The organism is Leclercia sp. GLN_9 (genome assembly GCF_043105735.1).
GTDB lineage: Bacteria > Pseudomonadota > Gammaproteobacteria > Enterobacterales > Enterobacteriaceae > Enterobacter > Enterobacter adecarboxylatus.
This window is the reverse complement of the sequence record NZ_JBICLV010000009.1, coordinates 39,923-54,819: the sequence shown is the minus strand read 5'-3', so window position 1 is coordinate 54,819 and position 14,897 is coordinate 39,923. Positions and strand designations below refer to the sequence as shown.

Below are 14,897 nucleotides of genomic sequence, written 5' to 3'. Positions count from 1 at the left end.
GCTCAGGCCACACCGTGATTCTTCCGGTATTGCAGGGGCGTCTCTCCGATGCCCTTTTTAAAAGCGCTGATAAAATAGGTCACATCAGAAAACCCCACCCGCGCGGCGATATCCCGCACGCTGGCATCAGAGTGCAGCAGACTCTCGCAGGCCTTACGCAGGCGTAACGTATTCAGGTAATCGTGGATCTTCTCCCCCGTTTCGGCGTGGAATTTCCGCGACACATAGCTGCGGGATTTCCCCAGCTCTTCTGCCAGCGCATCAAGGCTGAATTTTTGCTGATAATGCTCATCAAGCCAGAACATCACCTGGCTGGCGATGCCGCGGCTGTTGCCGGGCTGGCCTTCATCGTCATGCGGCAGCATGGCAAACAGGCCGATCAGCAGGCTGGCGATCCGCTCGCTGTTCATCGGCGGCGGGTAACAACTGAAGAGATGATCGAGATGGCTGTGGCAGTGCGCCATATCCGCCACCCAGGCTTCTCCCCCGCGTTGCGACAGCTTCTGTAGCCGCTGCTGGGTCTGCGGAAAATCACGCAGCGCCTTCAGAACCGCATGCTGGTCGAGATGAATAATGGTGCGGCGGTAGTTGGCTTCGGCCTGCGGATCCACCATCACCTTATGCAGGGTAAAGGGCGGAAAGAAAAACAGCCGCCCCGGGCGCATGGTGTAGTGGCGGTTATCGACAATCGCCACGCCAAAGCCTTCTTCGACATAGAGAATTTCCAGACACTGGTGCCAGTGATGATAGCGCACGGTGTTGGCGAACAAACGACTGAACGACACGATAGTGTCGTTAAGGGCGATAAGCTCCAGATGTTCCGCTGTGGGTGTCTCACGCATAGTGCAATAAAACTCAACTTTTCCCTTTCCTTGTCACTTTATAAACCACCTTTTTAAATTTCCTTAACTGCGGGTTTATTCATCTCTCACTCCTGTGACCCGGCTAACATTTCTGCACCTTGCTGATTAACTATTCTTTGCCGCAGTTGATTACGAGGATGGACCTATGTGCGCGGCAAACCAAGAAAAATCAAATCCGTTGTCATCCCGCCAGGATCTGGTGGCGGCACTGAACACCCTGCTTGCGGCGGTAGACACGCAGTTCCCGGCGGGCCGTTCTCGCTTTTCGCTGGGCGACACCAGCGCGCACTACGCCACGGATGTTGCGCAGATGGAGGGGCTGTCCCGCGTATTGTGGGGGCTGTTTCCGCTGATGGCCGCTGGCGACAGCACACCGTACAGCGACAAATACATCGCCGCCATTAAACAGGGCACCGACCCGCACAGCGCAGGTTACTGGGGCGAGGCGGGGCCTTACGATCAGCGTCTGGTGGAGATGGCGGCCTATGGTCTGGGGCTGGCGCTGTTGCAGGAGAACCTTACCGAACGGTTTAGCGAACGTGAACTGATGAACCTGCACGCCTGGCTGAACCAAATCACCGACGCGACGATGCCGGACAGCAACTGGAACTACTTCGCCATCATGGTACAGCTCGGCTTCAAGCGTGCCGGACTGCCTTATGACCAGCAGGCCATCGATCGCCGCTTTGCGATGATGGATGCCTATTATCTGGGCGATGGCTGGTACTCCGACGGCCCGGGGCGGCCAAAGGATTACTACATCTCAATGGCGTTTCACTTCTACGGCCTGATCTACGCCACTCTGAGCGGCGATGAGGCGCGGTCAGAGGTGCTGCGTCAGCGATCCGCCCTGTTTGCCGAAGACTTTATTTATATGTCTGCCCCCGACGGCGCCTCGGTGCCCTTTGGCCGCAGCCTGACCTACCGCTTCGCGATGGTCGCCTTCTGGAGCGCAGTGGCCTTCTCCGGGCTGGAAGTGTTCACGCCGGGCATCGTGAAGGGGATTATCCTCCGTCATTTGCGGTGGTGGCAGCAGCAGCCGATTACCGATCGCGATGGGATCCTGACCCTCGGCTTTGCCTACCCGAACCTGGCGATGTGCGAAGATTATAACTCCCCTGGTTCGCCCTACTGGGCGCTGAAAACCTATCTGAGCCTGGCCCTGCCGGAGAGCCATCCGTTCTGGCAGGCCGACGAGCAGCCGCTGCCCACGCTTGCTGAAACGCGCGTCATTCCCCATGCCCAGCAGATCCTGATCCACACCGATCATGTCACCCTGCTCACCGCCGGGCAGCTGGAGCTGAACAACTACGTCAACACCGAGGCGAAGTACACCAAATTTGCCTACTCCAGCCGCTTCGGTTTCACCATTGAGCGCGGGCGTTTCGGCCTTAAGCATGCCGCCTGTGATTCCATGCTGCTGCTGGCCGACGGCGATAACTACTTCCGCGGACGTCGCGAGTGCGAAGCGGTCCGCATCGATGAGAATTACATCTTTTCGCGCTGGTCGCCGTGGCATGACGTCCATATCGAGAGCTGGCTGGTGCCCTTTGGTGAGTGGCATCTGCGTCTGCACCGCATCAACAGCGCCCGCACGTTGCAAACGGTTGAAGGTGGATTTGCGGTGATGAAAACCGAACCGCAGCTGAGCGAACGGGGCAGTTATCTGAGTGCAGCTAACGGCAGCAGCGCCATTGTCGATCTCTCACCTGCCGTTACCCGCCAGCCGGACTGCGTAGTAACGCCGCCAAACAGCAGCGTCATGTTTGCCGACTGCGCCGCCATTCCGGTGCTCGCCACCACAGTTCCACAGGGCGAGAGCTGGCTCTGCTGTGCGGCGACCGCCTCCGTTAACAATAAAAACAGGGCGGAACCCCCTCAACTGGACATTAACAATAACCAGGTCGTCATTCGCGTGCCTGGAAGCGAACGTCAGCTGTCGTTCATTTTATAAAGCCCTTACCCTGGATATCGGCGAGGATGGTATGAATAACAAAACTGAATATTACAAAATCAGCAGTTTTATCTTTCTCTATTTCTTTACCTGGTCGGCAAGTATTGGTCTGCTGGCAATCTGGCTCGGACAAAAAGCCAATCTCAGCGGGTCGGTGATCGGCACCGTATTTGCGGTGAACGGCATCTTCTCCGTTATTCTCAAACCGATCTACGGCTATATTCTGGATAAGATCGGCATGAGCAAATACCTGCTCTATTTTGTGGTGGCGATGTCTGCCCTGATGGCGCCGTTCTTTATTTACGTCTATCAGCCGCTGTTAGTGTCTAACACCATGCTGGGGATTATTATCGGCGCGCTCTATTTAAGCTTCGCCTGGTATGCGGGCGTGGCGGCGTGCGAATCCTATTCCGACCGTTTCAGCCGTCTGAATGGCATGGAATTTGGGCAGATCCGCATGTGGGGATCGCTCGGCTGGGCGGTGGCCTCCTCGTTTTCCGGTCTGCTGTTTAACCTCTCGCCAGCGTACAACTTTATTATGGGCAGCGTGGCGTCGGTGATTATGCTCATCGTCCTGCTGAGCCTGAAGGTGAACACTAACTCCGAGCATGCCGGTGAGGTGCTGACCAAAGAGAAAATCGCGCCAGCCGATGTCTATGCCTTACTGCGCAGCCGCAAGTTCTGGGCGTTCTGCCTGTATGTGGCGGGCGTGGCGTGGATGATGTTTATCGCCGAACAGCAGTTCTCCCGCTATTTCGTTACCTTCTTCGATGATGTTCACCAGGGCAACGCGGTATTTGGTTATCTCGGCACCGTGCAGTCGGGCATGGAGTTCGTGATGTATATGGTGATCCCGCTGTTCGTGAACTTTATCGGCGCGAAGCGTGGATTATTGATCGTCGGTCTGATTGTCGGGGCGCGGCTGATTATTTCCGGGATGTGCGACTCCCATTTGTTAATTTCGGTTCTTAAGCCGCTGTACGGCCTGGAAATCTGCCTCCTGCTGGTGTCGGTATTCAAATATATTGCCGAGCATTTCGATAAGCGCGTAAACGCCACCATGTATCTGCTGGGCTATCAGGCGATGCTCTACGTCGGCAACGTCGTGGTGTCGTCCCCCGCCGGTTATATGTATGACCGCATCGGCTTTGAGCAGACCTATATCATCATGGGCGCCACGGCGCTGACCTTTACCCTTATTTCTGCGTTTACGTTATCCGCCTGCCAGAGCAAATGGCGCGGCGCTAAAACGCTGAACGTTGCAGAGCACCACTAATTTACGCCGTCAAAGAAGGAATCGAATTATGTTAAGTCATATCACCGAGGAACGTCTGGCCGATATTCCCGCGCCCGTGGATGAACGCGCGTTCAGCGATGAGCTAAGCTCGGCGCGCAGCCACGTCCTCGACCTGATTAGCCGTCATTTAACGGAGTTCGGCGACAAATTCCCGGCAGAAACCTGCAAGGAGGGGTACTACCCGCTGACGGAGAACGTCGAGTGGACCACCAGCTTCTGGACCGGGCAGCTTTGGCTGGCGTGGGAGATGAGCGGCGAGGAGAAATTCCGCGCCATGGCCGAGAAACATACCCGCTCGTTTGGCCTGCGCATCGCCGGGCGCAGCGACACCAACACCCACGATCTCGGCTTCCTCTACACGCTCTCCTGCGTGGCAGACTGGCGGTTGACCGGCAGTCGCGAGGCGCGCGGTTTCTCGCTGCTGGCCGCCGAAGCGCTGCTGGAACGCTTCCACGAAAAAGCGAAGATTATCCAGGCCTGGGGCGATCTGGCCGACCCGGAACAGGCCGGGCGGATGATCATCGACTGCAACATGAACCTGCCGCTGCTCTACTGGGCGACCGAGCAGACCGGCGATCCGCGCTTTGCCGAGGCCGCCAGAGCGCATGTCATGCAGGCGGCAACCTACCTTATCCGCGAAGACGCCTCGACCTTCCACACCTACTATATGGACGTAGTTACTGGCGCGCCGCGCTACGGCAATACCCAGCAGGGCTATGCGGATGACTCCTGCTGGTCGCGCGGCCAGGCGTGGGGGATCTACGGCTTCCTGCTGAGCTACATCTATACCGGCGACGCGACGATGATCGCCCTGTCGAAACGGCTGGCGAACTACTTCCTCAATCGCCTGCCGGAGGATTACGTCTGTCACTGGGATCTGGCCCTTGTGGGCACGGATGCTTTGCGCGATTCGTCATCGGCGGCGATTGCGGTGTGTGGTCTGCTGGAGTTGGTGAAGCATCTGCCGGTGACCGACCCGGACCGCGAGCGCTATCTGGCATGGGCGAAAGGGATTATGTCCTCCCTGACGAAGCACTATCTGATGGGCAAAGAGGAGAAGGGCAACGGCCTGTTGAAGCACTCGGTCTATCACCTCGCCAGCAACAAAGGGGTGGATGAGTGCGCCAGTTGGGGGGATTACTTCTACGTTGAAGCCCTGGTGCGCTTTACCCAGAGCTGGAAATTGTACTGGTAAAAAACGGCTGGGGTGAGGATATCACCACCCCAGCACATCTTTGATGACCCGCCGGTAGGGGGTGTCGATTTGTTCCGGCACCTGGTCAATATAGTCCCGCGCGTGCTGACGGGCCTCACCGCTCAGGCTGTCCAGATAGACAATGGCTTCGTCTACGGTGGGGACGCGTCCCTCCAGCGAGGCGCTTCGTGGCGGCAGCCCGGTCCAGATCACCGCCTCGATGCCTCTCTCCACCGCCCATTCTGAGAGCAAACCGGTAGGGCGGCCAGCAATCAACAACGAGCCAATGCCGTCACAGCGTTCCTCAGGGATCCCCTCGCGTTCGCGCAAAGCCTGACAGGCAACGCTCAGCGTTTCCGTGTCGAGCCACGCCCAGAGCACCGGCACGGCGGGTGCGTTCATACAGATGGCCGTCGCCAGTTCACCGCCATCGCTGACCCGGGAAAATTCCACGGGCAGCGACGGACCGTCGGTTTGCCACTCCCCGGCGACGGGGAGTGGGCCGCTTTTCCATATCAATGAACCCCAGCCCAGACAGGCTATCTTCATCCTTTTCCCTCGATGTGACGCTAAATTGACGTTACGTTTCAGGCTTCAGGAATACGCAGCGTCTGCCCTGGATAAATTTTATCGGGGCTGGAGAGCATAGGTCGGTTGGCTTCAAAGATTTTGTTGTATTTCGACGCATCGCCATACACGGTTTTGGAGATGGCGCTTAAGGTATCGCCCGATTTTACCGTGTAGTAGGTGGCCTCATGCTGGGTGTCGGTTGCGGTGATGGTGTTTTCTACCTCGCTGACGCCCGCAATGTTCCCCACTGCGACCTGAATTTTTTCTTTCTGCTCCTGGGTGAGCCCGTCGCCTGTCACTACGGCCTTACCGTCGTTGACGTTGACCTGCACCTTATCGGCACCCGGGATGTTGAGTTTTTTAAGATGCTCAGAGACTTTATCGCTTTGACCTTTGTGATCGGTCAGGTTGTCCCACAGCTTTTCACCTGCTTCTTTAACGAAGTTAAAAATTCCCATTCCTTCCTCCAGATAACAATGAAATCAGGAATAAGCATAGCAGGTGAGTCTCAAGGTAATAAAAAAAGCCCGGTAGCGTTACGCAACCAGGCTTTCGATGTGGTGCCGTTTTACCCGGTAGCGCTTCGCTTACCGGACCAGCAAAACCCAGGCCGGGCAAACGCAGCGCCGCCCGGCGATACGGGGAGGTTAGACCCCGTTTTCCAGAATACGGATATGAGTTTCCAGAACATCTCCCTTCACCGCCTCGCTCCACGCTTTCATGTGTGGGGTCTGCAGGTGGGCTTCGAGGTGGGCCACGGTTTCCCACAGTTCAACCATCACAATCGAGTCCGGGGCTGTGGTCTGGAAGCTGACGCCTGCGGCGGTGTCCACCATCGGCGCGTAGCCGTGGCAGCCTGCCTCTTCTAAAACGGTCGGGATAATTTTTGCGAACTGATCCAGCACCGCCTGACGGTGATGTTGTCCAGGACGGGTGCGAATTTCAGCAATAACGGTAAGCATGGTCATTTCTCCTGATAACATGCCACCAGTTAAGCAAAAATTTCCGCGAGATGCTTGCGATATTCTGCGATATAGCGTGGCACATCCGGCATTTTGATTACGTCGTTGGTGATAAAGGTCGGCAGCGCTTCCATCCCCAGGAACTGATTGGCCTTGTGGAACGGCAGATAAACACCGTCAACGCCCACGCCGTGGAAGAACTGATCTTCTTCGGTGAAGGCTTCCATCGGGGCATTCCAGGTCAGGGAGAGCATGTATTTTTTTCCCTGAATCAGGCCGCCGGAGCCGTATTTCTTCGACGCATCAGAGCGGGTACGGCCATCGCTGGCATAGAGCGCGCCGTGGCCTTCGGTAAAGACATCGTCCATGTACTTTTTCACGGTCCATGGTGCGCCCATCCACCAGCCAGGCATCTGCCAGATAACGACGTCAGCCCAGAGGAAGTTCTGCACTTCGGCCTGGATATCGTACTCACCGTCGGTGCGCACCACCTTAACATCATGCCCGGCGTCGCGCAGGAAACCATCCGCGACCTCGGTCAGGGTGTCATTCAGTTGGCCATTGGAGTGGGCGAATTTTTTCGCACCGTTGATAATCAGAATATTGCTCATTAAGTTGTCCTCAGAGTAGCGAGTCTGAGGGCCATTCTACGCGCGACAGCGGTGCGGTGAAATTAGCAAAATGTGCAAAGTCTTTTGCTGAAAAAGCAATAATGCCTACCAGCTGATTCTGGCTTCAAATCCACCGTCCTGCCCATTGCCCAGCGTGACCGTCATCCGGTGCAGGGCGGCGATGCGCTTCACAATCGACAGACCCAGGCCGCTGCCGGTCTGATCCTGGCCGGGCGGACGATAAAAACGCTCCCCGATCCGCGTCAGGGCATCAGGGGCAATACCCGGGCCGTTGTCACGCACGATAACGCTGTGGGTGTCGAGCGTGACTTCCACCCGGCTACCCCGCGGGCTGTAGCGTACGGCGTTATCCAGCAAGTTACGCACCAGCAGGCTCAGGAGAAGCTGCTGCCCGGTGCGGGTGACCTGTGGGTCGAGGATGTTCAGGCGGATCTCGATCCCGGCCTGCTGCGCCGGATGATAACTGTCCATCACCACCGACTGCAGTAAATCGGCCATGTTAAGGGGCTCAACATCGTCCAGGCTCTCCAGCGAATCCAGGCGCGACAACGTCAGGAGCTGTTCAACCAGCCGCGAGGCCCGGTCGATGCCAGCGTGCAGTTGGGTCAGGGCTTTCGCCTGCGCCTGCGGATCGTCCAGCGACAGTTGCGCCACTTCGGTCTGCACTTTCAGGGCGGTGAGCGGGCTGCGCAGCTCGTGGGCGGCATCCGAGGTGAAGCGGCGTTCGCGGGCCATCATCGCCTGCGTGCGGGCAAAAAGCTGATTGAGCGCGTCAACCACCGGGCGCACTTCAATGGGTACGCCCTGGGTTGCCAGCCGGTCGGTGGCGTCGGGAGTACGGGCGCGCAGGGTTTGGCTCAGCTTTTTCAGCGGCCTGAGCTCACGGCTTAACAAGACAATCAACACCAGCAGCATGATCGGCAGCGCCACCAGCCAGGGGGTAAACTGCGATCTGACCACATCCAGCGCCATCTCCTGGCGGTACTCATGCTCCTGGCCGACCACGACCCGGTATTTGCCGTCCGGCGCGGTGAGCCATAAGAATCGCCATTCATCGTTATCGTCGTTGAGTTGGCCGTTATCAAACCCATCCCGGCGATAGTGATACGGGATGTCGCGCCCGTTTTCACCGTCATTCAGCACCATCCTGCCGTCGGGAGTGTAGATGGCGAAGGCCAGCGCATCGTCGTCCAGGCGCCCATGTTTCGCTTTCTTTGGCACCTCGCGCATCCGTTCCGGGGCGCGGATCTCGTCCAGATCCATGGTCAGCAGCCGTTTGGCAAACAGCATCTGCTGGGTGTCGAACAGCTTATCGAGCGTATCGCGGGTCTGCTGCCAGGCGACAAGGCTGGCGGCAAACCAGGCGGTTAGCGACAGGGCGAGGAACAGCAGCGTCAACCGCAGCTTGAGGCTCAGGCGTTGGGTCAGTTTCATGCATCACCCAGGGTATAACCGATGCCGTGTACGGTGCGGATAAAATCGCTGCCGAGCTTGCGGCGCAGATGGTGAACGTGGACCTCCACGGCGTTGCTGGAGACCTCGTCGTCCCAGGTATAGAGCTTCTCTTCGATCAGTTTGCGCGGCAGCACGCGGCCTGCGTTGCGCATTAACAGCTCCAGCAGGGCGAACTCTTTGGGCTTGAGCACCAGGGTTTCGCCATTGAGGCTGGCCACCAGTCGGCTGGGATCGAGCGTCACGCCGCCGTGGCGCAGTTCGCTGCGCGCCTGCCCGTGGCTGCGACGTACCAGCGCCTCAAGGCGGGCGGCCACTTCGATAAGCGCAAAGGGTTTACAGAGATAATCGTCGGCACCCAGACGCAACCCCTCGACGCGCTGGTTGAGCGCATCCCGTGCGGTCAGGATCAACACCGGCTCGCTGCGGCCCTGTTCTCGCCATTCGCGCAGGATTTGCAGCCCGTCAATGCCGGGCAGGGTCAGATCGAGCACCACGGCGTCATAGGGGGCGCTGTAGAGCGCCGCTCTGCCGGTTTCACCTTCGGTGAACCAGTCCAGGCTAAAGCCCAGTTTCGTCAGTCCGGCCTTAATGCCGTCGCCAATCAGCTTGTCGTCTTCTACCAGTAAAATGCGCATGTTCCCTCCCTGATAAGGCCAGTAAACCCTCTGTCACGCTCCGCTGTACAGTAAAAAAATTTAAATTTTCCGCTTAAGAAGTTGTTAAGGTTTACCCTGTTTAATGGATTGCGAAACGACATTAAAGGGAGAGTTAAGATGAAAAAATACGCTGCTATTGCTGCCATCATGATGATCACCACTGCGCCGGTTTTTGCGGCTCAGGGCGGGTTTAACGGCCCGTCGGCAACGGCAACCCAGACGCAAACTCAGCAGGGCGGTTTTGTCGATAACGACGCCAACCTCACCACCGCAGCAAAGGTCAAGGATCTGAAGGACGATAGCTGGGTGAAACTGCGCGGCAACATCACCGAGCGCCTCTCCGACGACCGCTACACCTTCCGCGATGAGAGCGGCACGGTGAACGTCGAGATCGACAATAAGCGCTGGAACGGCGTGACCGTCACCCCGCAGGATAAGGTTGAGCTGCAGGGTAAAGTTGACAAAGAGTGGAACGATTTCGAAATCGACGTGAAACAGGTTATCAAGCTGAATAAATAACCCACAAAGGGGCCGCCGGTGCGGCCCCTTTTTCTCTGTGACTCGACTCGCCAGATGAGGTAGTATCTGCGGCAATATTGCCTGAAACCAACTGGTTTCTGAGTTGAGGAATCCCATTTAATGAGCGATATGGCAGAGCGCCTCGCGCTACATGAATTCACGGAAAACGCCTACCTGAACTACTCCATGTACGTCATCATGGACAGGGCGTTGCCGTTTATCGGTGATGGGCTGAAACCCGTTCAGCGCCGCATCGTTTATGCGATGTCTGAGCTGGGTCTGAATGCCAGCGCCAAGTTTAAAAAATCCGCCCGTACCGTGGGTGACGTGCTGGGTAAATACCATCCGCACGGCGACAGCGCCTGTTATGAAGCGATGGTGCTGATGGCCCAGCCGTTCTCGTACCGCTATCCACTGGTGGACGGCCAGGGTAACTGGGGTGCGCCGGACGATCCGAAGTCGTTCGCGGCGATGCGTTACACCGAATCCCGTCTCTCTAAATATGCCGAACTGCTGCTCAGCGAGCTGGGCCAGGGCACCGTGGAGTGGGTACCGAACTTCGACGGCACGATGCAGGAGCCGAAGATGTTGCCTGCCCGTCTGCCGAACATTCTGCTGAACGGCACCACCGGTATTGCCGTGGGGATGGCGACGGATATCCCGCCGCACAACCTGCGTGAAGTGGCGAAAGCGGCGATCACCCTGATTGAGCAGCCGAAAACCACGCTGGACGAGCTGCTGGATATCGTCCAGGGGCCGGACTATCCGACCGAAGCGGAGATCATCACCTCCCGCGCGGAGATCCGCAAAATCTACCAGAACGGTCGCGGCTCCGTGCGCATGCGTGCGGTGTGGACAAAAGAGGACGGCGCGGTAGTGATCACTGCGCTGCCACACCAGGTCTCCGGCGCGAAAGTGCTGGAACAGATCGCCGCCCAGATGCGCAATAAAAAGCTGCCAATGGTGGACGACCTGCGCGACGAATCCGACCACGAAAACCCGACCCGTCTGGTGATCGTGCCGCGCTCCAACCGCGTGGACATGGAGCCGGTGATGAACCACCTGTTCGCCACCACCGATCTGGAAAAAAGCTACCGTATCAACCTGAACATGATCGGGCTGGACGGTCGTCCGGCGGTGAAAAACCTGCTGGAGATCCTCTCTGAATGGCTGACGTTCCGCCGCGATACCGTGCGCCGTCGTCTGAACCATCGCCTGGAGAAAGTGCTTAAGCGCCTGCATATCCTCGAAGGTTTGCTGGTGGCGTTCCTGAATATCGACGAAGTGATCGAGATCATCCGTACTGAGGATGAGCCGAAGCCGGCGCTGATGTCGCGCTTTGGTATCAGCGAAACCCAGGCGGAAGCCATCCTCGAACTGAAGCTGCGTCATCTCGCCAAACTGGAAGAGATGAAAATCCGCGGTGAGCAGAATGAGCTGGAAAAAGAGCGCGATCAGCTGCAGGCGATTCTGGCGTCCGAGCGCAAGATGAATACCCTGCTGAAAAAAGAGCTGCAGGCCGACGCCGACGCGTTTGGCGACGACCGTCGCTCTCCGCTGCACGAGCGCGAAGAAGCGAAAGCGATGAGCGAGCATGACATGCAGCCGTCTGAGCCGGTGACCATCGTGCTGTCTCAAAGCGGCTGGGTTCGTAGCGCCAAGGGGCACGATATCGACGCGCCGGGCCTGAGTTACAAAGCGGGCGACAGCTTCAAAGCCGCGGTGAAGGGTAAGAGCAACCAGCCGGTGGCCTTTATCGACACTACCGGGCGCAGCTACGCCATCGATCCGATCACGCTGCCGTCGGCGCGCGGGCAGGGCGAGCCGCTGACCGGCAAGCTGACGCTGCCGCCGGGTGCGACCATTGAGCATATGCTGATGGAAGGCGAGGAGCAGAAGCTGCTGCTGGCCTCCGATGCGGGCTACGGCTTTATCTGTACCTTTAACGATCTGATCTCGCGTAACCGTGCGGGCAAGGCGTTGATTAGCCTGCCGGATAACGCCCGGGTGATGGCTCCGCTGGTGATTGAGAACGAGAGCGATATGCTGCTGGCGATCTCCGCTGCTGGCCGGATGTTAATGTTCCCGCTCAGCGACCTGCCGCAGCTGTCGAAAGGTAAGGGCAATAAGATCATCAACATCTCGGCGGCAGAAGCGGCCTCAGGCGCAGATAGCCTGGCGCACCTCTTTATCCTGCCGCCGCAGAGCACCCTGACCATTCACGTGGGTAAACGCAAAATCAAACTGCGCCCGGAAGAGCTACAGAAAGTGGTGGGCGAACGTGGACGTAAAGGGTCGTTGATGCGCGGCCTGCAACGCATTGACCGCGTGGAGATCGACTCTCCGCAGCGGGCGACCGCGGACGACAACGAAGCGTAACCGCGCTTCCCCCTTCGTTCAGGAGGGGGAGCCGTAAAAAAACATCCGTTATACACCCCTAAACAATGCGAGATGCAGGACAAAACAGTTAATCGTTTTGTCCTGCACATAAGTATGACGGGTATAAAATCAAAGCAGTTAACCGCTTATAGTTGCAGTATAATCGTCAACTGTCAGGGGTTTTTGAGGTCGCTATGCTATTAATTGTTCGTTCTATTCTTGCCGTTATTTACTGCATTCTGGTCTGTATCTTCGGCTGTATTTACTGCCTGTTCAGCCCGCGTAATCCAAAGCATGTTGCCACTTTTGGCCACATGTTTGCCCGTCTGGGGCCGCTGTTTGGCCTGAAAGTCGAAACGCGTCTGCCGGAAGGGGCAGAGAAACATGGCAACGCTATCTATATCGGCAACCATCAGAACAACTACGATATGGTGACCGCGGCAAAAATCGTTCAGCCACCTACCGTCACCGTGGGCAAAAAAAGCCTGCTGTGGGTGCCGTTCTTTGGCCTGCTCTACTGGCTGACCGGCAACCTGCTGATCGACCGTAACAACCGCGCCAAAGCGCACGGCACCATTGCTGAGGTGGTAAACCACTTCAAAAAACGCAGAATCTCCATCTGGATGTTCCCGGAAGGGACCCGTAGCCGCGGTCGCGGCCTGCTGCCGTTTAAAACTGGCGCGTTTCACGCCGCAATTGCGGCAGGTGTACCGATTATTCCGGTGTGTGTTTCCAACACATCGAATAAGATTAACCTGAACCGCCTGCATAACGGCCTGGTTATCGTCGAGATGCTGCCGCCGGTCGATGTCAGTAAATATGGCAAAGACCAGGTGCGTGAGCTGGCGGCCCATTGCCGCGAATTAATGCTGAATAAAATCGCCGAACTCGATAAAGAAGTCGCAGAACGCGAAGCCGCTGGCAGGGTTTAAGCCGGTTTGCAGGGAAAACGACTTCCCGCGTTGTTAGTACGTTTATACATGGAGCTAATATGTCACTCAGTCGCCGTCAGTTTATTCAGGCATCGGGTATCGCCCTTTGTGCAGGTGCGGTTCCGCTGAGGGCAAACGCCGCCGGGCAGCAGCAACCGCTGCCCATCCCGCCGTTACTCGAATCCCGCCGCGGTCAGCCGCTGTTCCTGACGTTGCAGCGTACCCACTGGTCGTTCACCCAGGGGACGCGGGCGAACGTCTGGGGCGTTAACGGGCGTTACCTTGGTCCGACCGTTCGCGTCTGGAGCGGGGATGACGTCAAACTGATCTACAGCAACCGCCTGGCAGAGAACGTCGCCATGACCATCAGCGGTTTGCAGGTGCCAGGCCCGCTGCTGGGCGGTGCGCCGCGCATGATGTCCCCCAGCGCTGACTGGGCGCCGGTCTTGCCCGTTCGCCAGAACGCGGCGACCCTCTGGTATCACGCTAACACCCCAAACCGCACCGCGCAGCAGGTCTATACCGGTCTGGCGGGGATGTGGCTGGTGGAGGATGAGATCAGCAAATCCCTGCCGATCCCGAATCACTACGGGGTCGATGACTTCCCAATCATTATTCAGGATAAGCGGCTGGATAACTTCGGTACGCCGGAGTACAGCGAGCCGGGCAGCGGCGGTTTTGTCGGTGATACGCTGATGGTGAACGGCGCGCAAAGTCCCTATGTCGAGGTATCCCGCGGCTGGGTGCGCCTGCGTCTGCTGAATGCTTCCAACTCGCGGCGCTATCAATTGCAGATGAGTGATGGCCGGGCGCTGCACGTGATTGCCGGGGATCAGGGGTTCTTACCGGCCCCGGTGCCGGTTAAACAGCTGGCGCTGGCGCCGGGCGAGCGCCGCGAAATCCTGGTGGATATGACCAACGGCGACGAAGTGTCGATCACCTGTGGCGAGGCGGCGAGCATCGTTGACCGTCTGCGCGGCTTCTTTGAACCGTCGAGCATTCTGATCTCGACCCTGGTGTTGACCCTGCGTCCAACCGGCCTTCTGCCGCTGGTGACCGACACCCTGCCGATGCGCCTGCTGCCGGAAGACGTGCTGAGCGGGACGCCGGTGCGCAGCCGGGATATCAGCCTTGGTGACGATCCGGGCATTAACGGCCAGTTGTGGGATGTGAACCGCATTGATATCACCGCTCAACAGGGCACCTGGGAACGCTGGACGGTCCGTGCCGACATGCCGCAGTCGTTCCATATCGAAGGGGTGAAATTCCTGGTGCGTAACGTCAACGGCGCCATGCCGTTCCCGGAAGACAGGGGCTGGAAAGATACCGTTTGGGTCGACGGGCAGGTTGAACTGCTGGTCTATTACGGTCAGCCCTCCTGGCCACACTTCCCGTTCCTGTTCCACAGCCAGACGCTGGAGATGATGGATCGCGGTTCGGTTGGGCAAATGTTAATCAATCCAGCGCCGTAAATTTTTCCCCT

14 protein-coding genes are annotated in these 14,897 nt (G+C 57.9%); 7 read left to right on the top strand and 7 right to left on the bottom strand.

The window, feature by feature from the left end; genetic code table 11:
* Window positions 1-2: 2 nt before the first annotated feature.
* Window positions 3-842 carry an AraC family transcriptional regulator gene (locus tag ACF8PE_RS04735; RefSeq protein ID WP_150872491.1) on the bottom strand — a complete coding sequence of 280 codons (840 nt, stop codon included), beginning with the start codon at window positions 840-842 and terminating at the stop codon, window positions 3-5.
* A 166-nt stretch (window positions 843-1,008) separates the two neighbouring features.
* On the opposite strand from ACF8PE_RS04735, the gene ACF8PE_RS04730 reads away from it, so the two are divergent.
* From ACF8PE_RS04730 to ACF8PE_RS04720, 3 genes are read left to right on the top strand one after another with little or no spacing between them, the layout of a single operon-like run.
* Complete coding sequence (locus tag ACF8PE_RS04730; protein ID WP_392494644.1) at window positions 1,009-2,817, top strand: DUF2264 domain-containing protein; 1,809 nt, start codon at window positions 1,009-1,011, stop codon at window positions 2,815-2,817.
* A 31-nt stretch (window positions 2,818-2,848) separates the two neighbouring features.
* Complete coding sequence (locus ACF8PE_RS04725) at window positions 2,849-4,093, top strand: oligosaccharide MFS transporter (RefSeq protein ID WP_392494643.1); 1,245 nt, start codon at window positions 2,849-2,851, stop codon at window positions 4,091-4,093.
* Window positions 4,094-4,121: 28 nt separating this feature from the next.
* Entirely contained in the window at window positions 4,122-5,309 is a 1,188-nt protein-coding gene (locus tag ACF8PE_RS04720) for a glycoside hydrolase family 88 protein (protein ID WP_032614167.1), read from the top strand.
* 21 nt (window positions 5,310-5,330) lie between these two features.
* Here ACF8PE_RS04720 and ACF8PE_RS04715 read toward each other — a convergent pair whose 3' ends face one another.
* The 6 genes from ACF8PE_RS04715 to qseB all read right to left on the bottom strand — a co-directional run bounded on the left by ACF8PE_RS04715 (window position 5,331) and on the right by qseB (window position 9,563).
* Entirely contained in the window at window positions 5,331-5,858 is a 528-nt protein-coding gene (locus tag ACF8PE_RS04715; RefSeq protein WP_155167317.1) for a hypothetical protein, read from the bottom strand.
* Between the two features lie 38 nt (window positions 5,859-5,896).
* Window positions 5,897-6,337 carry a peptidoglycan-binding protein LysM gene (gene lysM, locus ACF8PE_RS04710; protein WP_032614158.1) on the bottom strand — a complete coding sequence of 147 codons (441 nt, stop codon included), beginning with the start codon at window positions 6,335-6,337 and terminating at the stop codon, window positions 5,897-5,899.
* Between the two features lie 189 nt (window positions 6,338-6,526).
* Window positions 6,527-6,841 (bottom strand): putative quinol monooxygenase, encoded by a 315-nt coding sequence (locus ACF8PE_RS04705; protein ID WP_032614615.1) that lies wholly within the window; start codon window positions 6,839-6,841, stop codon window positions 6,527-6,529.
* Between the two features lie 29 nt (window positions 6,842-6,870).
* Window positions 6,871-7,452 (bottom strand): NAD(P)H-dependent oxidoreductase, encoded by a 582-nt coding sequence (locus ACF8PE_RS04700; RefSeq protein ID WP_032614156.1) that lies wholly within the window; start codon window positions 7,450-7,452, stop codon window positions 6,871-6,873.
* A 105-nt stretch (window positions 7,453-7,557) separates the two neighbouring features.
* Complete coding sequence (qseC, locus tag ACF8PE_RS04695) at window positions 7,558-8,907, bottom strand: quorum sensing histidine kinase QseC (RefSeq protein WP_130588210.1); 1,350 nt, start codon at window positions 8,905-8,907, stop codon at window positions 7,558-7,560.
* On the bottom strand, window positions 8,904-9,563 hold the full coding sequence (gene qseB / locus ACF8PE_RS04690; RefSeq protein WP_032614151.1) for a quorum sensing response regulator transcription factor QseB: 660 nt from the start codon (window positions 9,561-9,563) through the stop codon (window positions 8,904-8,906). Before qseB ends, qseC begins: the two co-directional genes overlap by 4 nt.
* Window positions 9,564-9,701: 138 nt before the next feature.
* Here qseB and ACF8PE_RS04685 point away from each other — a divergent pair, with 138 nt between their 5' ends.
* From ACF8PE_RS04685 to ftsP, 4 genes are all read left to right on the top strand, one after another.
* The gene (locus ACF8PE_RS04685) at window positions 9,702-10,103 is read left to right on the top strand and encodes a YgiW/YdeI family stress tolerance OB fold protein (protein ID WP_032614149.1); all 402 of its coding nucleotides are present in this window, start codon (window positions 9,702-9,704) and stop codon (window positions 10,101-10,103) included.
* A gap of 120 nt (window positions 10,104-10,223) precedes the next feature.
* A complete protein-coding gene (gene parC / locus ACF8PE_RS04680; RefSeq protein WP_032614147.1) occupies window positions 10,224-12,482 on the top strand; it encodes a DNA topoisomerase IV subunit A in 2,259 nt (752 codons plus the stop codon).
* Window positions 12,483-12,676: 194 nt separating this feature from the next.
* Window positions 12,677-13,414 carry a 1-acylglycerol-3-phosphate O-acyltransferase gene (gene plsC / locus ACF8PE_RS04675; protein ID WP_032614146.1) on the top strand — a complete coding sequence of 246 codons (738 nt, stop codon included), beginning with the start codon at window positions 12,677-12,679 and terminating at the stop codon, window positions 13,412-13,414.
* A gap of 59 nt (window positions 13,415-13,473) precedes the next feature.
* A complete protein-coding gene (gene ftsP / locus ACF8PE_RS04670) occupies window positions 13,474-14,886 on the top strand; it encodes a cell division protein FtsP (RefSeq protein WP_032614145.1) in 1,413 nt (470 codons plus the stop codon).
* The last annotated feature ends 11 nt before the right edge of the window (window positions 14,887-14,897 follow it).

Coding starts and splice junctions, on each gene's coding strand:
- ftsP (WP_032614145.1), top strand. CDS start 13,474: ATGTCACTCAGTCGCCGTCAGTTTATTCAGGCATCGGGTATCGCCCTT.
- qseB (WP_032614151.1), bottom strand. CDS start 9,563: ATGCGCATTTTACTGGTAGAAGACGACAAGCTGATTGGCGACGGCATT.
- ACF8PE_RS04730 (WP_392494644.1), top strand. CDS start 1,009: ATGTGCGCGGCAAACCAAGAAAAATCAAATCCGTTGTCATCCCGCCAG.
- ACF8PE_RS04725 (WP_392494643.1), top strand. CDS start 2,849: ATGAATAACAAAACTGAATATTACAAAATCAGCAGTTTTATCTTTCTC.
- ACF8PE_RS04720 (WP_032614167.1), top strand. CDS start 4,122: ATGTTAAGTCATATCACCGAGGAACGTCTGGCCGATATTCCCGCGCCC.
- lysM (WP_032614158.1), bottom strand. CDS start 6,337: ATGGGAATTTTTAACTTCGTTAAAGAAGCAGGTGAAAAGCTGTGGGAC.
- ACF8PE_RS04700 (WP_032614156.1), bottom strand. CDS start 7,452: ATGAGCAATATTCTGATTATCAACGGTGCGAAAAAATTCGCCCACTCC.
- parC (WP_032614147.1), top strand. CDS start 10,224: ATGAGCGATATGGCAGAGCGCCTCGCGCTACATGAATTCACGGAAAAC.
- ACF8PE_RS04705 (WP_032614615.1), bottom strand. CDS start 6,841: ATGCTTACCGTTATTGCTGAAATTCGCACCCGTCCTGGACAACATCAC.
- ACF8PE_RS04735 (WP_150872491.1), bottom strand. CDS start 842: ATGCGTGAGACACCCACAGCGGAACATCTGGAGCTTATCGCCCTTAAC.
- ACF8PE_RS04685 (WP_032614149.1), top strand. CDS start 9,702: ATGAAAAAATACGCTGCTATTGCTGCCATCATGATGATCACCACTGCG.
- ACF8PE_RS04715 (WP_155167317.1), bottom strand. CDS start 5,858: ATGAAGATAGCCTGTCTGGGCTGGGGTTCATTGATATGGAAAAGCGGC.
- qseC (WP_130588210.1), bottom strand. CDS start 8,907: ATGAAACTGACCCAACGCCTGAGCCTCAAGCTGCGGTTGACGCTGCTG.
- plsC (WP_032614146.1), top strand. CDS start 12,677: ATGCTATTAATTGTTCGTTCTATTCTTGCCGTTATTTACTGCATTCTG.